This is a genomic window from Pseudomonas sp. FP1742 (assembly GCF_030687145.1).
Taxonomy (GTDB): Bacteria; Pseudomonadota; Gammaproteobacteria; order Pseudomonadales; family Pseudomonadaceae; genus Aquipseudomonas; species Aquipseudomonas frederiksbergensis_D.
This window is the reverse complement of record NZ_CP117460.1, coordinates 4,275,640-4,297,498: the sequence shown is the minus strand read 5'-3', so window position 1 is coordinate 4,297,498 and position 21,859 is coordinate 4,275,640. Positions and strand designations below refer to the sequence as shown.

Annotated in this window: 16 protein-coding genes; 14 read left to right on the top strand and 2 right to left on the bottom strand. The window is 61.1% G+C overall.

Annotated features, from left to right (window positions below):
• Positions 1 to 160: 160 nt before the first annotated feature.
• Positions 161 to 3,439, bottom strand: coding sequence for a PAS domain S-box protein (locus tag PSH64_RS19170; RefSeq protein WP_305478219.1), 3,279 nt, complete (start codon positions 3,437 to 3,439; stop codon positions 161 to 163).
• Between the two features lie 83 nt (positions 3,440 to 3,522).
• Complete coding sequence (locus PSH64_RS19165) at positions 3,523 to 4,413, bottom strand: LysR family transcriptional regulator (protein WP_305478218.1); 891 nt, start codon at positions 4,411 to 4,413, stop codon at positions 3,523 to 3,525.
• A 160-nt stretch (positions 4,414 to 4,573) separates the two neighbouring features.
• Here PSH64_RS19165 and leuC point away from each other — a divergent pair, with 160 nt between their 5' ends.
• The 14 genes from leuC to purF all read left to right on the top strand — a co-directional run bounded on the left by leuC (position 4,574) and on the right by purF (position 21,807).
• Positions 4,574 to 5,992, top strand: a complete 1,419-nt coding sequence (gene leuC / locus PSH64_RS19160) for a 3-isopropylmalate dehydratase large subunit (RefSeq protein WP_019582119.1) — start codon at positions 4,574 to 4,576, stop codon at positions 5,990 to 5,992.
• 11 nt (positions 5,993 to 6,003) lie between these two features.
• A complete protein-coding gene (leuD, locus tag PSH64_RS19155; RefSeq protein ID WP_105346662.1) occupies positions 6,004 to 6,648 on the top strand; it encodes a 3-isopropylmalate dehydratase small subunit in 645 nt (214 codons plus the stop codon).
• A 137-nt stretch (positions 6,649 to 6,785) separates the two neighbouring features.
• A complete protein-coding gene (locus PSH64_RS19150; protein WP_105346660.1) occupies positions 6,786 to 7,553 on the top strand; it encodes a class I SAM-dependent methyltransferase in 768 nt (255 codons plus the stop codon).
• A 51-nt stretch (positions 7,554 to 7,604) separates the two neighbouring features.
• Positions 7,605 to 8,687 carry a 3-isopropylmalate dehydrogenase gene (leuB, locus tag PSH64_RS19145; protein WP_105346657.1) on the top strand — a complete coding sequence of 361 codons (1,083 nt, stop codon included), beginning with the start codon at positions 7,605 to 7,607 and terminating at the stop codon, positions 8,685 to 8,687.
• Between the two features lie 69 nt (positions 8,688 to 8,756).
• Entirely contained in the window at positions 8,757 to 9,869 is a 1,113-nt protein-coding gene (asd, locus tag PSH64_RS19140; protein WP_046026895.1) for an aspartate-semialdehyde dehydrogenase, read from the top strand.
• A 269-nt stretch (positions 9,870 to 10,138) separates the two neighbouring features.
• The gene (locus PSH64_RS19135) at positions 10,139 to 11,149 is read left to right on the top strand and encodes an aspartate-semialdehyde dehydrogenase (RefSeq protein ID WP_105346653.1); all 1,011 of its coding nucleotides are present in this window, start codon (positions 10,139 to 10,141) and stop codon (positions 11,147 to 11,149) included.
• A 209-nt stretch (positions 11,150 to 11,358) separates the two neighbouring features.
• Entirely contained in the window at positions 11,359 to 14,004 is a 2,646-nt protein-coding gene (locus PSH64_RS19130) for a FimV/HubP family polar landmark protein (protein WP_305478217.1), read from the top strand.
• 986 nt (positions 14,005 to 14,990) lie between these two features.
• A complete protein-coding gene (gene truA, locus PSH64_RS19125; RefSeq protein ID WP_305481187.1) occupies positions 14,991 to 15,815 on the top strand; it encodes a tRNA pseudouridine(38-40) synthase TruA in 825 nt (274 codons plus the stop codon).
• Positions 15,816 to 15,878: 63 nt separating this feature from the next.
• Positions 15,879 to 16,511 carry a phosphoribosylanthranilate isomerase gene (locus PSH64_RS19120; RefSeq protein ID WP_105349085.1) on the top strand — a complete coding sequence of 211 codons (633 nt, stop codon included), beginning with the start codon at positions 15,879 to 15,881 and terminating at the stop codon, positions 16,509 to 16,511.
• A gap of 222 nt (positions 16,512 to 16,733) precedes the next feature.
• Positions 16,734 to 17,654: an acetyl-CoA carboxylase, carboxyltransferase subunit beta gene (gene accD / locus PSH64_RS19115; protein ID WP_007935172.1), complete on the top strand. Its 921-nt coding sequence runs from the start codon at positions 16,734 to 16,736 to the stop codon at positions 17,652 to 17,654.
• Positions 17,651 to 18,958 carry a bifunctional tetrahydrofolate synthase/dihydrofolate synthase gene (folC, locus tag PSH64_RS19110; protein ID WP_105349083.1) on the top strand — a complete coding sequence of 436 codons (1,308 nt, stop codon included), beginning with the start codon at positions 17,651 to 17,653 and terminating at the stop codon, positions 18,956 to 18,958. Before accD ends, folC begins: the two co-directional genes overlap by 4 nt.
• Positions 18,942 to 19,601, top strand: coding sequence for an SPOR domain-containing protein (locus tag PSH64_RS19105; protein ID WP_305478216.1), 660 nt, complete (start codon positions 18,942 to 18,944; stop codon positions 19,599 to 19,601). The genes folC and PSH64_RS19105 overlap by 17 nt, the downstream gene beginning before the upstream one ends.
• A gap of 98 nt (positions 19,602 to 19,699) precedes the next feature.
• On the top strand, positions 19,700 to 20,260 hold the full coding sequence (locus PSH64_RS19100; RefSeq protein ID WP_018928089.1) for a CvpA family protein: 561 nt from the start codon (positions 19,700 to 19,702) through the stop codon (positions 20,258 to 20,260).
• A 41-nt stretch (positions 20,261 to 20,301) separates the two neighbouring features.
• Positions 20,302 to 21,807 (top strand): amidophosphoribosyltransferase, encoded by a 1,506-nt coding sequence (gene purF / locus PSH64_RS19095; RefSeq protein WP_007935163.1) that lies wholly within the window; start codon positions 20,302 to 20,304, stop codon positions 21,805 to 21,807.
• Positions 21,808 to 21,859 lie beyond the last annotated feature (52 nt).

Genomic DNA, 21,859 nt, shown 5'->3' with positions numbered 1-21,859 from the left:
GCCGAGCCCGCGAGGCTGCGTTCGGCTGCGTAGCAGTCGCAAAACCTGCCACCGCGTTCTTTCAGGTAAATGGTATTGACTGGATTACGACTGCTTCGCAGCCGAACGCAGCCTCGCAGGCTCGACAGCTGCTACAGTCGAATGCGGAGCTGCTACGGGTCTATTTGAGGAGTTTCTGAAACTCCTCCACCAGCAACGGCCGGCTGTGCAAATACCCCTGATACAAATGGCAGCCCAACCCTTGCAAGAACTCCAGTTGCTCCACGGTTTCCACCCCTTCGGCAATCACTTCCAGCTCCAGGCTGCGGGCCATGGCGACGATGGCGCGAATGATTTCGGCATCGTTAGGGTCGGTGGTGGCGTCGCGGATGAACGACTGGTCGATTTTCAGGGTGTCGACCGGCAGGCGCTTGAGGTAGGTCAGCGAGGAATAGCCGGTACCGAAATCGTCCATGGCAAAGCTCACGCCGAGTTTTTTCAGGCGACGCATTTTGCTGATGGTGTCGTCCAGGTTCTGGATGACGATGCCTTCGGTGATTTCCAGTTTCAGCAACGAGAAGGGCAGGCCGTGGCTGCCGAGGCTGTGCTCGATGCGTTCGACGAAATCGTTCTGACGGAATTGCCGTGGGCTGATGTTCACGCACAGGCTGAAATCGAGCGGGTCGATCAGGCCTTTGGCGATCAGGCGTTTGAAGGCCGCGCAGGCTTCGTCGAGGATCCACGTGCCGACTTCCAGAATCAGCCCGCTGTCTTCCAGCACCTTGATGAATTCGGTGGGCGATTGCGCGCCCAGTTGCGGATGATGCCAGCGCACCAGGGCTTCGGCGCCGGTAATGCGATTGTTGCGGGCGTCCACCTGAGGTTGGTATTGCACGCTGAATTCACCCCGGGAAAGGGCCAGGCGCAGGTCGGTTTCCATGCGCAGGCGTTCGCTGGCGGCCTTCTGCATGGTGTTGTGATACATCTGCGTGGTGTTGCGACCCGAGTCCTTGGCGCGATAGAGGGCGATATCGGCGCGCTTGAGCAGGTCGGTCGGGGTCGAGCCGTGGTCGGGGATCAGCGCGATGCCGATGCTCGGCGTCACTTGCAGGCGTTGTCCGTCGAGGAACATCGGTTCGGACAGCAGTTCGCGCAAGGTGTCCGCCAGCTCCCGTACCTGAGCGCTGACATCGCTGCGTGAGCCTTCCAGCCCGCTGAGCAGCACTACGAATTCATCACCGCCCAGACGTGCGACGGTGTCCTCCATGCGCACGCTGGCCTCAAGACGCGCGGTGATGATCTTCAGCACCGTATCGCCCACCGGGTGGCCGAGGGAGTCGTTGATGTGCTTGAAGTGGTCCAGGTCGAGGAACATCAGGGCGCCACGCAAGTTGTGGCGCTTGAGCAGGGCGATCTGCTGGCTCAGGCGGTCCATCAACAGCGCGCGGTTCGGCAGGTTGGTCAGCGGGTCGTGGTAGGCCAGGTGACGGATCTGCGCTTCGGCATTTTTCAGCAGGCTGACGTCCCGGGCGGTCAGCAGCAGGCAGGCGGTTTCGTTGAGGGTGATCGGTTCCACCGAGACTTCGACGGTCAGCAACTCGCCGCGCTTGTTGCGCCCGAGCATTTCCAGGTGGTGAACCCGGCCCTTGATCTGTAGTTCCGCCAGCAACGCCGAGCGTTGCTTCTCTTCAGCCCAGATGCCGACCTGATACACCGTGCGGCCCACCACTTCATCGGCGCGGTAGCCGGTCAGGCGGCAAAAACCGTCATTAACCTCCAGGTAGCGTCCGGTGTCGCGCTCGGTAATGGTGATGGCGTCGGGGCTTGAGTGGAAAGCCTTGGCGAACTTCTCCTCGCTGGCCTTGAGCGCCGCTTCCGAGCGTTGCTGCTGGGTGATGTCGCGCAGGGTGGTGACGATGCACGGCTGGTCGCCGACGCTGATCTGGCGGCTGGAGATCACGCAAGTCAGGGACTGCCCATCCTTGTGCTGAACGATGATCGCCACATTGTTCAGGCCCTGTTCGCGGATAACCCGCTCGATCCTTTGCAGACTTTTCGCCGAAGCGTCCCACAGGCCGATGTCGTCGGCGCTGCGACCGATCACGTCGGCGGCGCTCCAGCCGAATGTCTGGGTGAAGCTGGAGTTGATCTCGATGAAGTGGCCGGTGTCCTGGCGCGTGACGCAGATCGGGTCCGGGCTGACCTGGAACAAGGTCGCGAATTTCTCTTCCGACGCTATCAGTTGCTGTTCGCGCTCCACTTGATCGGTGATGTCCAGCAATGTACCGGCCATGCGCAGCGGGTTGCCGCTGTCATCGCGGTAGAGCCTGGCGCGGCTTTCCAGGTAGCGCGAACTGCCGTCCGGCAGTTGCACGCGGTACGTCAGCTGATAATTGCCGGCCGGGCCTTCGCGCAAGCTGCGATAGGCGTCGCGCATGGAGTCGCGTTCTTCGCCGGGCACGCCTTCGAAAAACGCATCGAAGGATTCATGGAAGGGTTTGGGCTCCAGCCCGTGCAGCTGGGCGGCCCGCGCCGAACCGTAAAGCATGCCGCTGGGGATGTGCCAGTCCCAGGTGCCGAGTTGCGCCGAATCCAGGGCCAGGTCGAGGCGTTCCTGGCTGTCTTTGAGGGCGTGCTCGGCGATTTTGCGTTCGGTGGTGTCGAGGAACGTGCTCAGCAGATAGGGCTGGCCTTCGAGCTCGACCTTTTGGGCGCTGAGAATGCCGTCGTGGACCTGCCCGTTGCTGGCGCGAAACTGCACCTCCATGTTGATCAGCTCACCTTTGGCCTTGGTGGCCTTGACCAGTTCCGCCCGTTGCTCCGGGTTGACCCAAAGGCCCAGTTCCAGCGTGGTTCGGCCGATTGCGTCTTGCACCGGCCAGCCGAACAGGCTTTCGAAATACTGGTTGGCTTCGCTGATCAGGCCGTCTTCCTGGCGGGTCAGCAGCACCATGTTCGGGCACAGGTGAAACAGCGTGGCGAAACGTTTTTCCGAGCTGCTCAGCGCTTGTTCACGCTGGCGCTGGTGGGTGATTTCACGGATGACCCCGATCATTCGTGGCCGGCCGTTTTTGTCCGGCAGCAGGCTGCCGTTGATTTCCAGCCAATGCAGGCTGCCGTCAGGCCAACGGATGCGGTGGTGCATGGCCTGCTCCAGCGGAGCGCCGGCGATCACTGCGTTGAACGCGCGGATGGCTTTCGCCCGATCCTCCTGGGGCAATAGGTCGAGGTATTCCAGGTCCTCGGGCAACGGTTGCCGGGGATCGAAGCCGAACAATGCCTGAGTGCCCCGGGACCAACTGATCTGCCCGCGTTCGATGTCCCAATACCAGGCGCCCAGCCGGGCACCGTTGAGGGCTGCCAGCAACTGCGGGGCACTTTCCCAGCTCTGCTCGGACCGTTTTGGGTCAATTGCCTGAATTCGCGGCATTGGCGGCATACGTTCAACAGATTTGGGCATGGATGACAGGCCTTGGGCTGAATTGGGCGTTAGGCACAGGGTTTTGGGGCTCTATAGGCGTAGCACAAAAGAAGAAGCACAGCTTAGCCGCGAGTCCCTGGCTGATCGATTTGTGCATCCAGCAGAGCCATGAAGGCCCGTGCCGCATTCGACAGCGTCCGTTCGGTGTGCAGGATATAGCCTAGCTGGCGAGTGAGCTGTATGCCCGGCAAAGGTATGCGCGCCACTTGCTCATCCAGCATCGTGCGCGGCAAAACGCTCCAGGCCAGGCCGATCGAGACCATCATCTTGATGGTTTCCAGATAATTGGTGCTCATGGCGATGTTCGGCGTCAGGCCCTGGGCCTCGAACAGGCGTTGCACGATGTGGTGGGTAAAGGTGTTGCCGCCGGGGAAAACCGCGGGGTGCAGGGCAATATCCGCCAGCGTGACCGCGCCGTTGCTGATCAGCGGATGCTCCGGTGCGGCCACGAAATCCAGCGGGTCGTCCCACACGGGCGTGGCCTTGGCCAGTGTGTGCGGCTCCGGCGCAAGGGTGATGACCGCCAGTTCGGCGCGGCCATGGAGGATTTCTTCGTAGGCCACTTCCGAATCGAGGAACTGAATATCCAGCGCCACTTGCGGGTAACGTCGGGTGAACTCCCTTAATAAGGGCGGCAAGCGGTGCAGGCCGATGTGATGGCTGGTGGCCAATGTCAGACGACCGGTCACTTCGCCGGTCAGGTTGGTCAGGGCGCGGCGGGTGTCATCCAGCACATTGAGGATCTGATAGGCCCGTGGCAGCAGGGCGCGGCCAGCTTCGGTCAGGCCGACTTCCCGACCCAGGCGATCGAACAGGCGCACCTTCAATTGCTGCTCCAGCCCGGCGATGCGCTTGCTGATGGCCGGTTGCGTCAGGTGCAGCCGTTCACCGGCGCCGGAGAAGCTTCCGGTCTCGGCAATCGCGATAAAAGCGTTGAGGTTGGCGAGGTCCATAATGAGGTCTCAGTGGCATTCCAGTTGGTTATGCAAAGCATAAAAAATATGAATTTGAGTTATTTAATGTAACCCCCTAGGATCGACCTCACAAGCCAAGGGGTTATTGAAAATACTCAAGACCCAGGGCATAGAAACAAGCTGATGAGGAAACCGTCTGATGGCCGGCAAAACGCTCTACGACAAGCTCTGGGATTCGCATTTGGTCAAGCAGCGCGACGATGGCTCGGCGCTGATCTACATCGATCGTCACATCATCCACGAAGTGACCTCGCCGCAAGCCTTCGAGGGCCTGCGTCTGGCCGGGCGCAAGCCTTGGCGCATCGATGCCAACATCGCGACTCCGGACCACAACGTTCCGACCACCCCGGAGCGCAAGGGCGGCATCGAAGCGATTGTCGACCAGGTTTCGCGTTTGCAGGTTCAGACCCTCGACGATAACTGTGACGAATACGGCATTGTCGAATTCAAGATGAATGATGTGCGCCAAGGCATCGTCCACGTCATCGGCCCGGAGCAGGGCGCGACTTTGCCGGGCATGACCGTGGTCTGCGGCGACTCCCACACCTCGACCCACGGCGCGTTCGGTGCCCTGGCTCACGGTATCGGCACTTCCGAGGTCGAGCACGTGCTCGCCACTCAGTGTCTGGTCGCGAAAAAAATGAAAAACATGCTGGTGTCGGTCGAGGGCAAATTGCCGTTCGGCGTGACTGCCAAGGACATCGTCCTCGCCGTGATCGGCAAGATCGGCACCGCCGGCGGTAATGGCCACGCCATCGAATTCGCTGGTAGCGCGATTCGCGACTTGTCCGTTGAAGGCCGCATGACCATCTGCAACATGTCCATCGAAGCCGGCGCCCGCGTTGGCCTGGTAGCCGCCGACGAAAAAACCGTGGCTTACGTCAAGGGCCGTCCATTTGCTCCGAAGGGCGCGGAATGGGATTTGGCCGTCGAAGCCTGGAAAGACCTGGTCTCCGACGCCGATGCCAAGTTCGACACCATCGTCGAGCTCGATGCTTCTCAGATCAAGCCGCAAGTCAGCTGGGGCACCTCGCCTGAGATGGTGCTGGCCGTGGATCAGAACGTGCCGGATCCGGCCAAGGAAATGGACCTGGTCAAGCGCGACTCCATCGAACGCGCCTTGAAATACATGGGTTTGACCGCCAATCAGGCGATCACCGACATCCAGCTGGACCGCGTATTCATCGGTTCCTGCACCAACTCGCGGATCGAAGACCTGCGCGCCGCCGCGGTGATCGCCAAGGGCCGCAAAGTGGCTTCGACCATCAAGCAGGCCATCGTGGTGCCGGGTTCGGGGCTGGTGAAGGCTCAGGCTGAATCCGAAGGCCTGGACAAGATTTTTATCGAGGCCGGTTTTGAATGGCGTGAGCCTGGCTGCTCGATGTGCCTGGCGATGAACCCGGACCGTTTGGAATCGGGCGAGCATTGCGCGTCGACCTCCAACCGTAACTTCGAAGGCCGTCAGGGCGCCGGTGGCCGTACCCACCTCGTCAGCCCGGCCATGGCCGCCGCCGCCGCGGTGAACGGTCGTTTCGTCGACGTCCGTGAATTGATCTAAAGGAGCGCAGCATGAAAGCTTTTACCCAGCACACTGGTCTTGTCGCGCCTTTGGATCGTGCCAACGTCGACACCGACCAGATCATCCCGAAGCAGTTCTTGAAGTCGATCAAACGCACCGGTTTCGGTCCGAACCTGTTCGATGAATGGCGTTATCTGGACGTTGGCCAGCCGTATCAGGACAACTCCAAGCGCCCGCTGAACAAGGACTTCGTCCTCAACGCCGAGCGTTATCAAGGCGCCAGCGTGTTGCTGGCCCGCGAGAACTTCGGTTGCGGCTCCAGCCGCGAGCACGCGCCGTGGGCGCTGGAAGAATATGGTTTCCGCAGCATCATCGCGCCGAGCTACGCCGATATCTTCTTCAACAACAGCTTCAAGAACGGCTTGCTGCCGATCATCCTGAGCGACGCTGAAGTCGATGAGCTGTTCAAGCAGGTTGAAGCGAACCCGGGCTACCAGTTGCAGATCGATCTGCAGGCCCAGACCGTGACCCGTCCGGACGGCAAAGTGCTGAGCTTCGAGATCGATGCCTTCCGCAAACACTGCCTGCTCAATGGTCTGGACGATATCGGTCTGACTTTGCAGGACGGCGAGGCGATTGCCGCGTTTGAAGCCAAACACCGCGCGAGCCAGCCGTGGTTGTTTCGCGACGCGTGATTGATCCGGAATTGATGTAGGTAGGGCCGGCCTCTTCGCGAGCGAGCCCGCTCCCACATTGGAATGCATTTCAAATGTGGGAGCGGGCTTGCTCGCGAAGACGGCAGCCCAGACAACACAAATAACAGGACTTCACTATGACCAGCACCGCCCAGCACACCCAGGTAGTCCAAAAACAATTCGGTGAACAGGCTTCGGCCTATCTGAGCAGCGCCGTACACGCTCAAGGCACCGAGTTCGCACTGCTACAGGCTGAACTGGCGGGGCAGGGCGATGCCCGGGTGCTGGACCTTGGCTGCGGCGCCGGTCATGTGAGTTTTCATGTGGCTTCGCTGGCCAAGGAAGTGGTGGCTTACGACCTGTCGCAACAGATGCTCGACGTGGTGGCCGCTGCCGCCGTCGATCGCGGCTTGAGCAATGTGTCTACGGTGCTTGGCGCCGCCGAGCGTCTGCCATTCGCCGATGGCGAGTTCGATTTCGTCTTCAGCCGTTATTCGGCGCACCATTGGAGCGACCTCGGGCTGGCCCTGCGCGAAGTTCGCCGGGTGCTGAAGCCGGGCGGGGTGGCGGCGTTCATCGATGTGTTGTCGCCGGGCAGCCCGTTGTTCGACACTTACCTGCAAAGCGTCGAAGTGCTGCGCGACACCAGCCACGTGCGCGATTATTCTGCCGGCGAGTGGTTGCGTCAGGTCAGCGAAGCGGGGTTGCATACCCGCAGCACCACGCGCCAACGGTTGCGTCTGGAGTACACGTCCTGGGTCGAGCGCATGCGCACGCCGCAGGTAATGCGCGCGGCGATCCTCGAGTTGCAGCAATCGATGGGCAACGAAGTGCGCGAATATTTTGAGATTGAAGCCGATGGTTCGTTCAGTACCGATGTGCTGGTGCTGATGGCTGAACGATAGAATTTTTCCGGGCGCGCCCCAGGGCGCGCCGACTGATGACATGAGGAAAGCATGAGCAAGCAGATTCTGATTCTCCCAGGCGACGGTATTGGCCCGGAAATCATGGCCGAAGCGGTCAAGGTGCTGGAGCTGGCGAACGACAAGTACAGCCTGGGCTTCGAACTGAGCCATGACGTGATCGGTGGCGCCGCCATCGACAAGCACGGCGTGCCGCTGGCCGATGAAACCCTGGCCCGTGCACGCGCAGCCGATGCTGTGCTGCTGGGCGCCGTGGGCGGCCCGAAATGGGACACCATCGAGCGTGACATCCGCCCAGAGCGCGGTCTGCTGAAAATCCGTGCGCAACTGGGCTTGTTCGGCAACCTGCGTCCGGCGATCCTGTACCCGCAACTGGCCGAGGCTTCCAGCCTGAAGGCAGAAATCGTTGCCGGCCTGGACATCCTGATCGTCCGTGAACTGACCGGCGGTATCTACTTCGGCGCGCCACGTGGCGTGCGCGAGCTCGATAATGGCGAGCGCCAGGCCTACGACACGCTGCCGTACAGCGAAACTGAAATCCGCCGTATCGCCCGTGTCGGTTTCGACATGGCCCGCGTACGCGGCAAGAAGCTGTGCTCGGTGGACAAGGCCAACGTGCTGGCCTCCAGCCAGCTGTGGCGTGAAATCGTCGAGCAAGTGGCCAAGGACTACCCGGACGTCGAACTGAGTCACATGTACGTCGACAACGCCGCCATGCAACTGGTGCGCGCACCGAAGCAGTTCGATGTGATCGTCACCGACAACCTGTTCGGCGATATTCTTTCCGACGAAGCGTCGATGCTCACCGGTTCCATCGGCATGCTGCCGTCGGCGTCGCTGGATGCCAACAACAAAGGCATGTACGAGCCGTGCCACGGTTCGGCGCCGGACATCGCCGGCAAGGGCATTGCCAACCCGTTGGCGACCATTTTGTCGGTGTCGATGATGCTGCGTTACAGCTTCAATCTGCAGGATGCGGCCGATGCCATCGAGAAGGCCGTGAGCCTGGTTTTGGATCAGGGCCTGCGCACGGGCGACATCTGGTCGGCCGGTTGCACCAAGGTCGGTACGCAGGAAATGGGCGACGCAGTAGTCGCCGCGCTGCGGAATCTGTAATCTCTCTGGCCCGCTGCAATTTTCAACCTTGAAAGCAGCGGCCCACTTTTTCAAGAAGGTGTAGTTGCGATGAAACGTGTAGGTCTGATCGGTTGGCGCGGCATGGTCGGTTCCGTGCTCATGCAGCGGATGCTGGAAGAGCAGGATTTCGATCTTATCGAGCCGGTGTTTTTCACCACTTCCAATGTCGGTGGCCAAGGCCCGTCCGTGGGCAAGGACATTGCTCCGCTCAAGGACGCTTACAGCATTGAAGAGCTGAAGACCCTCGACGTGATTCTGACCTGCCAGGGTGGCGACTACACCAGCGAAGTATTCCCGAAGCTGCGCGAAGCCGGCTGGCAGGGTTACTGGATCGACGCCGCTTCCAGCCTGCGCATGCAGGATGACGCGGTGATCGTGCTGGACCCGGTGAACCGCAAGGTCATCGACCAGCAGCTCGACGCGGGCACCAAGAACTACATCGGCGGCAATTGCACCGTCAGCCTGATGCTGATGGGCCTGGGTGGCCTGTTCGAAGCCGGTCTGGTGGAATGGATGAGCGCCATGACCTATCAGGCGGCCTCCGGTGCCGGCGCGCAGAACATGCGTGAACTGATCAAGCAAATGGGCGCGACCCACGCCGCTGTCGCCGATCAACTGGCCGATCCGGCCAGCGCCATCCTCGACATCGACCGCCGCGTGGCCGAAGCCATGCGCAGCGACGCGTACCCGACCGAAAACTTCGGCGTACCGCTGGCCGGCAGCCTGATCCCGTGGATCGACAAGGAACTGCCGAACGGCCAGAGCCGCGAAGAGTGGAAGGCCCAGGCCGAGACCAACAAGATTCTCGGTCGCTTCAAGAGCCCGATCCCGGTGGATGGCATCTGCGTGCGCATCGGCGCCATGCGCTGCCACAGCCAGGCGCTGACCATCAAACTGAACAAAGACGTGCCGATCGCCGACATCGAAGGGCTGATCAGCCAGCACAACCCTTGGGTCAAGCTGGTGCCGAACAACCGCGACATCAGCATGCAGGAGCTGAGCCCGACGAAAGTCACCGGCACCCTGAACGTGCCGGTCGGTCGTCTGCGCAAGCTGAACATGGGGTCGCAATTCGTCGGTGCCTTCACCGTCGGCGACCAACTGCTGTGGGGGGCGGCCGAGCCGCTGCGTCGCATGCTGCGGATCCTGCTTGAGCGTTGATCGATTGATGCAATGAAAGAACCCGTGCCTTGAAAGAGGTGCGGGTTTTTTTATGGCGAGTGGTGGTTCGGGATTTATCGGCTGTCTATCAGGCCGTCTTCGCGAGCAAGCCCGCTCCCACATTTGATTTCCAGTGCTCACACGATCAATGTGGGAGCGGGCTTGCTCGCGAAGAGGCCGGTACAGCCCCCACAAATCCCCAGCCGAATTGCCTCACCGCCAACCACCCGGTAAAGTGCCGCTCCCCCCGTTTCGCCAGAGGTAGAACCATGAGCCAGTCCTTCGATATTGCCGTGATCGGCGCCACCGGTACTGTCGGCGAAACCCTCGTCCAGATTCTCGAAGAACGGGATTTTCCGGTCGGCAACCTGCACCTGCTGGCGAGCAGTGAATCGGCCGGGCACTCGGTGCCGTTTCGTGGCAAGAACGTGCGGGTGCGGGAAGTCGATGAGTTCGATTTCAGCAAAGTTCAGTTGGTATTCTTTGCCGCAGGCCCGGCGGTGACCCTCAGTTTCGCCCCGCGGGCCACGGCCGCCGGTTGCTCGCTGATCGACCTGTCCGGCGCGTTGCCGGCCGATCAGGCGCCGCAAGTGGTGCCTGAGGCCAACGCGCAAATCCTGAACGGTCTGAAGAAACCCTTCCAGGTCAGCAGCCCAAGTCCTTCGGCGACGACGCTGGCCGTGGTGCTGGCGCCGCTACTCGGTTTGCTCGACTTGCAACGCATCAGCCTGACGGCGTGTCTGGCAGTCTCTGCCCAGGGCCGCGAAGCGGTTAGCGAGCTGGCCCGGCAAACCGCCGAACTGCTCAACGTGCGTCCGCTGGAGCCGGCATTCTTCGATCGGCAGATGGCTTTCAACCTGCTGGCGCAAGTCGGTGCGCCCGATGCTCAAGGTCATACGCTGCTGGAAAAACGCCTGGTGCGTGAACTGCGGCAGGTCATGGATCTGCCTTTATTAAAGATTTCCGTCACTTGCATTCAAGCCCCGGTGTTTTTTGGCGATAGCTATAGCGTGACCTTGCAGTCATCGAGCGTTGTCGACCTGGCGAAAGTCAATGCAGCTCTGGAAGCCGCACCCGGTATCGAACTGGTCGAGGCGGGCGATTACCCGACTCCGGTAGGCGATGCGGTAGGGCAGGACGTGGTTTACGTTGGTCGGGTTCGCAGTGGGATCGACGACCCCGCGGAACTTAATGTGTGGCTGACGTCAGATAACGTACGCAAAGGCGCCGCGCTCAATGCTGTGCAGGTGGCTGAATTGTTGATAAAAGACCTGCTGTAAAAGATACTTGGCGACAATTTTTCGAATGAATCCGACCGGGCGCCATGCCGGGTCGGAGTGCTTGAGGCGAGTCACCCCCACCGGGCCTTGCATCGCATGAATGAAATGATCGCGCGCGACGACCCTTCGCCGCCGCGCGCAATGCCTTAGGGCAGCGACTATCAACACCTTCTCGCTGGCCGAGGGATGTTCAAACAAAGGATGAGGCTATGGTTCAAGTTCGCAAACTGGTGTTAGCAATAGCGGCCGCCTCGGCGCTGTCCTCCGGTATGGCGCATGCCCTCGGGCTGGGGGAGCTGACCCTGAAATCGACGCTGAACCAGCCTCTGGTGGCGGAAATCGAGTTGCTCGATGTCAAGGATCTCACCGCTGCCGAAGTGGTGCCGAGCCTGGCCTCGGCCGAAGATTTCGCCAAGGCCGGTGTTGACCGTCAGGCGTTCCTCAGCGACCTGACTTTCACGCCGGTACTTAACGCCAGCGGAAAAAGCATCCTGCGTGTCACGTCCAGCAAACCGCTCTCCGAGCCGATGGTGAAATTCCTGGTTCAGGTGATGTGGCCCAGCGGTCGTCTGCTGCGCGATTACAGCGTGCTGCTCGATCCGTCCAAATTCTCGCCGCAAACCGCCGATGCCGCCGCGCAACCGGCGCCAGCGCAAGCGGTGACCGCGCCGGTTACCGGCGCGACCAAATCGACGCAATACACCACCACGCCGCGCGATACCCTGTGGGAGATCGCCGCAAAGGCGCGCAATGGCGCATCGATCCAGCAAACCATGCTGGCCATCCAGGCGATGAACCCGGATGCGTTCATCGACGGCAACATCAACCGGCTGAAAACCGGCCAGGTGCTGCGTCTGCCGGATCAGGTGCAAAGCACCAGCCTGCCGCAACCCAAGGCCATCGCCGAAGTCGCGGCGCAGAACAGTGCGTGGCGCCAGGGGCGTCGCTATGTAGCGAAACCCGCAAGCGGGCAGCAGCAACTCGATGCCACCCGGCGTGCGCGCGGTGAAGGCGCTTCGTCGCAAGCCGCCGCAGACAAGCTGAGCCTGGTCTCTGCCGACTCCGGCAAGGGCCGTGGCAAAGGCGCCGCCGGTGATGCGAAAGCCTTGAACAACAAGCTGGCCTTGACCCAGGAAAGCCTCGACACCGCGCGTCGCGACAACGCTGAGCTGAAAAGCCGCATGAGCGACCTGCAAAGTCAGGTGGACAAGCTGCAACGCCTGATCGAGTTGAAGAACAATCAGCTGGCCAAGCTGCAGGCCGAAGGCGATGCGGGCGCACCGGCGGCTGCCGCGACGGCTCCGGCGATGTCGGCCCAACTGGCGGGCAATCCTGCGGTAACGCCTGCGGACGTGGCTCCGACAGCTCCGGCACCGGAGGCTGGCGCACCGGAAGCCGTTCCGGCGCCGCCCGTCGAGCCGACGCCAGCGGCGTCTGACGAGCAGAAGTTCAACGAGCTGCTGACCAACCCGATCCTGCTGGGTCTGGTGGGTGGTGGTGCGGTGGTTCTGCTGCTCTTGCTGTTGTTGCTGGCCCGTCGCCGCAAAGCCCAGCAAGAAGCCGAAAAACATCTGCGCATGGCCCGTGCCTTGGCTGAGGAACAAGCGTTTTCCGCTGACCTCGACCTGCCGGAAAGCAGCTTCGAAGGTCTGGAGGTTCCGCCGCCAAGCGTGAAGCTCGCGACCGCGCCGGCACCAGCGCCTGCGCCTGCGCCGGCCCCGGTGGTTACCCCGGTTGTGGTGACGCCACCGATCGCGGCTCCGTTGGTTGCACCTGCGGCCGAGCGCTCCGACGATGTATTGGCTCAGGCACAGTCGCACATGGCGGCCGGTCGTCTGAATCAGGCCGCCGCCTTGCTGGAAGACGCCATCAAGCAAGAACCGCAACGCAGTGACCTGCGCCTGAAACTGATGGAGGTCTACGGTCAGCAGGGCGATCGCGATGCGTTCGTCGCTCAGGAGCGTCAACTGGTGGCCAACGGCGACAACTTCGCCCGCGTCGAACAGCTGAAAAGCCGCTTCCCGGCCATGGTGGTCGCGGCGGTGGGTGGCCTGGCCGCCGCGGCTGTCGCTGCCGAACTGGATGCGCAGTACGTCAAGGATCTGCTGCTGGACGAGCCGCAAGCCCCGGAGCCGGCGCTGGCAGACTTTGACAGCGCTTTTGATCTGAGTCTCGACGATCTGGAAGCGGCTACGCCGATCGCACCTGCGGTTGCCGCCGAGCCAGCGCCGCAACCACTGCCAGAGCCAGAGCCAGAGCCTCTGGTTGAGCTGGACGAGTTTCCGCTGGATGACGACCTGAGCTTTGAGTCGGTGTTGCAGCAACAGACTGAAATCAAGGAAAACCTCGACGATCTGTCGGACTTCGATCTGGACATGGATCTGGGGGGCGATGCTTCGCCGGCAACCCTGGCTGAAGACGAATTCCTGCTGAGCCTGGATGACGACCTCAAAGACTTGCCTGCCGCTGAGGCGCCTACCGTCACTGAAGCAACGCTCGACGACCTGGAGTTGCCGGCTGACTTCGATCTGTCGCTGGCCGATGAAATGGACGCCACCCCGGATCAGCCTGACGCCTTTGAAAACGAACTCAACGACGTCAATGCCGAGCTGGATCGCTTGTCCCAGAGCCTCGGCGAGCCAAGCTTCACCGAGGAAGATGCGTTGGCCTCGTCAGATGATGAGCTCGATTTCCTCTCTGGCACTGACGAAGTCGCCACCAAGCTCGACCTGGCCCAGGCCTACATCGACATGGGCGACCACGACGGCGCTCGGGACATCCTCAATGAGGTGGTGACCGAGGGCGATGCGGGTCAGAAGAGCGAAGCCAAGGAAATGCTCTCGCGTCTGGCGTGAATCATCAGTAAGGCGTAAACAAGACGGCAGCCCATCAAGGCTGCCGTTCTTGTTTGGGGGATGCGATGGCGTCTGTTGGATCGCCATCGCGAGCAAGCCCGCTCCCACAATGATTGGGGGTTGTCTGCATCATTTGCGTCTGGCACCAATCCCCCTGTGGGAGCGGGCTTGCTCGCGAAGACGGCGGCACAGTCAATATTGATGCCACCTGACACGCCGCTTTCGCGAGCAAGCCCGCTCCCACAATGATTGGGGGTTGTCTGCATCATTTGCGTCTGGCACTGATCCCTCTGTGGGAGCGGGCTTGCTCGCGAAGACGGCGGCACAGTCAATATTGATGCCACCTGACACGCCGCTTTCGCGAGCAAGCCCGCTCCCACAATGATTAGGGGGTGTCTGCATCATTTGCGTCTGGCACTGATCCCCCTGTGGGAGCGGGCTTGCTCGCGAAGACGGCGGCACAGTCAATATTGATGCCACCTGACACGCCGCTTTCGCGAGCAAGCCCGCTCCCACAATGATTGGGGGTTGTCTGCATCATTTGCGCCTGGCACCAATCCCCTGTGGGAGCGGGCTTGCTCGCGAAGACGGCGGCACAGTCAATATTGATGCCACCTGACACGCCGCTTTCGCGAGCAAGCCCGCTCCCACGATGATTAGGGGGTGTCTGCATCATTTGCGCCTGGCACCAATCCCCTGTGGGAGCGGGCTTGCTCGCGAAGACGGCGGCACAGTCAATATTGATGCCACCTGACACACCGCTTTCGCGAGCAAGCCCGCTCCCACAATGATTGGGGGTTGTCTGCATCATTTGCGTCTGGCACTGATCCCCCTGTGGGAGCGGGCTTGCTCGCGATGGGGGCGGTACATTCAACGCAGTGTCACAGTTACGCTGGCATCCCGGTCCAGCGGCCTTATAATGCCTGCCTTTGCGTAGATCAGCAGGCTGTCACCCCTTGGCAAATATAGATAATCCGGCCGCCGAAATGGCGGCCGACGGCTTTTTCCGGATCGCGCTGGGCGTTGAGTACAAAGGTTCGCGTTATCGCGGCTGGCAACGTCAGGCCTCCGGCGTGGACACGGTGCAGGAGATCCTCGAAAAGGCCTTGTCCAAAGTCGCCGACTCACCCGTGTCGCTGCATTGCGCCGGGCGCACTGACGCCGGTGTGCATGCCTGTGGGCAGGTAGTGCATTTCGATACCCAGGTGGAACGCTCGATGAAGGCCTGGGTCATGGGTGCCAACATCAATTTGCCGCATGACATCAGTGTCAGTTGGGCCAAGGTCATGCCGGCGCATTTTCATGCGCGATTCAAGGCCATCGCCCGGCGCTATCGCTATGTGATCTACAACGATCAGATCCGCCCGGCGCACCTGAACGAAGAAATCACCTGGAACCACCGTCCACTGGACGTCGAACGCATGTCCGAGGCGGCACAGTATCTGGTCGGCACCCACGACTTCAGCGCATTCCGCGCCGGTCAGTGCCAGGCCAAGTCGCCGATCAAGGAGCTGCATCATCTGCGTGTTACCCGCCATGGCAAAATGATTGTGCTGGACATCCGCGCCAGTGCGTTCCTGCACCACATGGTGCGCAACATCGCAGGCGTCTTGATGACTATCGGTGCTGGCGAGCGTCCCGTGGAGTGGATGAAAGAGGTGCTGGAGAGTCGCATTCGTCGCTCCGGCGGGGTGACGGCCCATCCGTTCGGCCTGTACCTGGTGCAGGTCGAGTATCGCGATGAGTTCCAATTGCCCGAGCGCTATATCGGCCCACACTTCCTTACCGGTTTCTCGGAACTTGACGGCTGACGCCTTCGAGCGCTTTTGTTACCATCCGGAACTTTCCCGGATTTGCCCTGAGGTTCTATCGACATGTCAGCCGTTCGCAGCAAAATTTGTGGGATTACCCGCATAGAGGATGCGTTGGCGGCGGTCGAGGCCGGGGCCGATGCCATCGGATTTGTGTTCTATGCCAAAAGCCCGCGAGCCGTGTCTGTCCAGCAGGCGAGGGCGATCATCAAGGCCTTGCCACCGTTCGTGACCACCGTGGGTTTGTTCGTCAACGCCAGCCGCTGCGAGCTGGGGGAAATCCTCGACGCCGTGCCGCTGGACCTGTTGCAGTTCCATGGCGAGGAAACCGCCGCTGAATGCGAAGGCTGGCACCGGCCGTACATCAAGGCGTTGCGGGTCAAGGCCGGTGATGACATCGCGGCAGCTTGTGACGCATACCCAAGTGCCAGCGGTATTTTGCTCGACACCTATGTCGAAGGTGTTCCCGGCGGAACCGGTGAAGCGTTCGACTGGTCTTTGATACCGCCAGGTTTGAGCAAGCCGATCATCCTGGCGGGCGGCTTGACACCGGATAACGTCGCCGAGGCAATTGCCCGGGTTCGGCCGTACGCGGTGGACGTCAGCGGTGGCGTAGAGGCGAGCAAGGGCATCAAGGACCACGCCAGGATTCAGGCATTCATCAAAGCGGTTGCGGGGGCTTCTACGTTGATGTGACGGCTGGCAGACTGCCGCCGTCCACTGCACTGTACAAAACGCTGTACAAAAGAGATGCGCTGCACAAGCAGGCATGGCTGAGGATGTTTTGGGTTGTACGCCGGTCGCGTGTCGCTGACCCGGCAAGCCATCGATCATCGCCGCACACATGAATTTAGCTCAAGGGCATACGCGGGGCTGCGAACCAGAGCGTTCGGGCCGCCGGTACTGGAGAAAGAAAGCATGAGCAACTGGTTAGTAGACAAACTGATCCCTTCGATCATGCGTTCCGAGGTCAAGAAGAGCTCGGTGCCTGAAGGTCTGTGGCACAAATGCCCGTCTTGCGAGGCGGTGCTGTATCGCCCAGAGCTGGAAAAGACCCTGGATGTTTGCCCCAAGTGCAACCATCACATGCGTATCGGTGCGCGCGCGCGCATTGACATCTTCCTTGACGCTGAAGGTCGTGCCGAACTGGGCGCGGACCTGGAGCCGGTTGACCGTCTGAAATTCCGCGACGGCAAGAAGTACAAGGATCGCCTGACCGCTGCACAAAAGCAGACGGGCGAGAAAGACGCACTGATCTCCATGAGCGGTACCTTGCTGGGCATGCCGGTCGTGGTATCGGCTTTCGAATTCTCCTTCATGGGTGGTTCGATGGGCGCCATCGTCGGCGAGCGCTTCGTGCGCGCCGCGAACTACGCCCTGGAAAACCGTTGCCCGATGATCTGCTTCTCCGCCTCCGGTGGTGCGCGGATGCAGGAAGCGCTGATTTCCCTGATGCAGATGGCCAAGACCTCCGCGGTGCTGGCGCGCCTGCGTGAAGAAGGCATTCCGTTCATCTCGGTACTGACCGACCCGGTCTACGGTGGTGTTTCTGCCAGCCTGGCGATGCTCGGCGACGTGATCGTCGGTGAGCCGAAAGCCCTGATCGGTTTCGCCGGTCCGCGCGTGATCGAACAAACCGTTCGCGAAAAACTGCCGGAAGGCTTCCAGCGTAGCGAGTTCCTGCTGGAGCACGGCGCGATCGACATGATCATCCCTCGCCAGGAACTGCGTCCACGTCTGGGCAACCTGCTGGCACAACTGACCGGCAAGCCGACGCCTAAATTCGTCGCCGCGCCTGTCGAACCAATTGTGGTTCCACCGGTACCTGCGAACCTATGACCGAGCGCACCCTTGGCGAGTGGCTCGCCTACCTTGAACAGTTGCATCCTTCGGCCATCGACATGGGGCTGGAGCGTTCGCAACAGGTAGCGTCCCGCATGGGACTGGGCAAGCCGGCGCCTCGGGTGATTACGGTCACCGGCACCAACGGCAAAGGGTCTACCTGCGCATTCGTGGCTTCATTGCTGCGGGCGCAAGGCCTGAACGTGGGTGTCTACAATTCTCCGCACCTGCTGCGTTACAACGAGCGGGTGCAGGTCAATGGTGTCGAAGCTACCGATGCCCAGCTGTGCGACGCCTTTGCTGCGGTGGAGGCGGGTCGTGGTCAAACATCCCTGACTTACTTCGAAATGGGCACCCTGGCGGCATTCTGGCTGTTTCAACAGGCCGGTCTCGATGCGGTGGTGCTGGAAGTTGGTCTGGGTGGGCGCCTGGACACGGTCAACGTGGTGGATGCCGACATGGCGCTGGTCACCAGCATTGGTGTCGACCATGCGGATTACCTGGGCGATACCCGCGAATCTGTGGCCTTCGAAAAGGCCGGAATTTTCCGCCAGGGCGCACCTGCGCTCTGCGGCGATCTGAATCCCCCGCAACCTCTGCTGGATAAGGCGCGCGAGCTCAATTGCCCGTTTTTCCTGCGTGGGCGCGATTTCGACCTGGGTATCACCGACCACAATTGGCAATGGCGTGGTGTTGATGCTCAGGGACGTGCGGTCGAATTGCACGATCTGCCCTTGCTCGATCTACCGATGGAAAACGCCGCACTGGCGTTGCAGGCTTATCTACTGCTGGGCTTGCCTTGGGTCGATGCGCAGATTATCGAAGCGCTGAAGGCGACGCGGGTCGTCGGTCGCCTCGATCGTCGGCAGGTTGTCTGGCAGGGCAAGCGCCTGAACCTGCTGCTGGACGTAGGGCACAACCCCCATGCGGCAGAGTATCTGGCCCGGCGTCTGGCCAGTCGACCACCAGCGGGCAAGCGTCTTGCGGTGTTCGGGTTGTTGGCGGACAAGGATCTGGATGGTGTTGTCGGTGAATTGAATGCTAGTGTCCAGCATTGGGCCGTCGCGCCGCTGGATTCGCCACGGGCCCGGCCGGTTGCGCAGTTGCACGCGGCGTTGCAGAACCTTGGCGCCTCGGTAACGTCTTATGACAGCGTGGCCGCCGCCCTGGAAGGGCAGTGCGCGCAGGCGACGAGGGACGACGAAATTCTGTTGTTCGGATCTTTTTATTGTGTCGCCGAGGCCCTTGAATGGCTGGCCCGGCACTCCACGGAGGAAGCGGCAAATGGCTTTGCTGGATAAGGCGTACAAGCAGCGCATGGTCGGCGCCCTGGTGCTGGTGGCGCTGGCGGTGATTTTCCTGCCGATGCTGTTTTCCCGCCAGGATGAGCAGCGCCAGGTGACGGTCGATGCGCCTGCGGCACCGCACGCCCCTGCGATGCCACAAGTGCAGGTCGAGCCGGTGGTGGTGCCTGAACCGCAGGCATTGCCGCAGGAGCCTGTGCCGAGCGATGAAGATATTGCCGAGCAGCAAGCCCCGTCGACGCCGATTGCGCCAAGTGCGCCCGTAGCGCCAGCGCCGCCGGCTGCCAAACCGGTTACACCGCCTGCGCCAGTCGCCAAGCCTGTACCGGCGCCTGCCCAGCCGATCGCTGCCGCACCGGCCAAGCCGGTTGCTACCCCTAGTCGTGTCGATGCCAATGGCTTGTCGGTCAGCTGGTCGGTACAACTGGCCAGCCTGTCGAGCCGCGAAAGCGCTGAAAGTCTGCAGAAAACCCTGCGCAGTCAAGGCTATAACGCCTACATCCGTTCATCCGATGGCAAGAATCGGGTGTTCGTCGGGCCGCTGATCGAGCGTGCGGAAGCCGATCGTCTGCGTGATTTGTTGAGTCGTCAGCAGAACCTCAAGGGTTTTGTGGTGCGTTTCCAGCCTGAGCGCGGCTAAATCTATCACCTCGATTTGAAAAGCACTGACAATCTCAGCTTACCGACAGCCATGGGCTCTGCTAAAATGCGCCGCCTCATCTGTCTGTAGGCTGCACTGTGCCATTTACCTGGGTTGACTGGGCGATCGTTGCAATCATCGCCATCTCCGCTTTGATCAGTCTGAGCCGCGGCTTCGTCAAGGAAGCCCTCTCGCTGCTGACCTGGATCATCGCAGGAGTCGTTGCCTGGATGTTCGGTGGCTCATTGTCCGAGTACCTCGGCGGATACATTGCTACGCCGTCGGCTCGTGTGATCACGGGCTGTGCCATCATGTTTGTCGCCACTTTAATCGTAGGCGCAATGATCAATTATCTTATCGGCGAGTTGGTTCGCGTCACCGGGCTATCCGGGACCGATCGATTCCTCGGCATGGCTTTCGGCGGTGCGCGTGGCGTGTTGCTGGTGGTCGTGGCGGTCGGGCTGTTGAGCCTGGGGCCGGTACAGCAGGACGAGTGGTGGAAAGAGTCACAGCTCGTGCCAAAATTTCTATTGGTCGCAGACTGGTCCAAAAACCTGATCCTCGGGTGGAGCAGTCAGTGGCTTGCCAGCGGAATCAGCGTACCCGCTGATATTCCGTTCAAGGAGCACCTCTTGCCGACGGCCAAAACGCCTCAGTGAGTTGTGTTCAGTTCAGATCCATTAAGTAGGGGTTGCGTCGCATGTGTGGCATCGTCGGTATCGTCGGTAAGTCGAACGTCAATCAGGCGCTGTATGACGCGCTAACCGTCCTCCAGCACCGCGGCCAGGACGCTGCCGGTATCGTGACCAGCCACGATGGCCGGTTATTCCTGCGCAAGGACAATGGCCTGGTGCGTGACGTGTTCCATCAGCGTCACATGCAGCGCCTGGTCGGCCACATGGGCATTGGCCATGTGCGTTATCCGACCGCGGGCAGCTCGACCTCGGCCGAAGCTCAACCGTTTTACGTCAACTCGCCGTACGGCATCACCCTGGCGCACAACGGTAACCTGACCAACGTTGAACAACTGGCCAAGGAGATTTACGAATCTGACCTGCGCCACGTCAACACCAACTCCGATTCGGAAGTGCTGCTCAACGTGTTCGCGCACGAGCTGGCCCAGCGTGGCAAGTTGCAGCCGACTGAAGAAGACGTGTTCGCGGCCGTCACCGACGTGCACAACCGTTGCGTCGGTGGTTACGCGGTCGTGGCGATGGTGACCGGTTACGGCATCGTCGGTTTCCGCGATCCGCACGGCATCCGTCCGATCGTGTTCGGTCAGCGTCACACCGACGAAGGCGTCGAGTACATGATCGCCTCCGAAAGCGTGTCCCTGGACGTGCTCGGTTTCACCCTGATTCGCGACCTGGCTCCGGGTGAAGCGGTCTACATCACTGAAGACGGCAAGCTGCACACCCGTCAGTGCGCGACCAATCCGTCGCTGACTCCATGCATCTTCGAACACGTCTACCTGGCGCGTCCGGACTCGATCATCGACGGCGTCTCGGTTTACAAAGCCCGCCTGCGCATGGGTGAGAAGCTCGCCGAGAAGATCCTGCGCGAGCGTCCGGATCACGACATCGACGTGGTCATCCCGATCCCGGACACCAGCCGCACCGCGGCCCTGGAGCTGGCGAACCACCTGGGCGTCAAGTTCCGCGAAGGCTTTGTGAAGAACCGCTACATCGGCCGGACCTTCATCATGCCGGGTCAGGCTGCGCGGAAAAAATCCGTACGCCAGAAGCTCAACGCCATCGAACTGGAATTCCGTGGTAAGAACGTGATGCTGGTGGACGACTCCATCGTTCGTGGCACCACCTGCAAGCAGATCATCCAGATGGCGCGCGAAGCCGGCGCCAAGAACGTCTATTTCTGCTCGGCGGCACCAGCCGTGCGTTACCCGAACGTCTACGGCATCGACATGCCGAGCGCTCACGAGCTGATCGCCCACAACCGTTCGACCCAGGATGTGGCCGACCTGATCGGCGCTGACTGGTTGATCTATCAGGACCTGCCTGACTTGATCGAAGCGGTCGGTGGCGGCAAGATCAAGATCGACAAGTTCGATTGCGCGGTGTTCGACGGCCAGTACGTCACCGGCGACGTCGACGAGGCTTACCTGAACAAGATCGAGCAGGCACGCAACGATGCCTCCAAGGTCAAGACCCAGGCAGTCAGTGCGATCATTGATCTGTACAACAACTGAGTAACTACCGGCCCTGAGGGGCCGGTTTTGTATCTACTAAATAAAGAGCAAG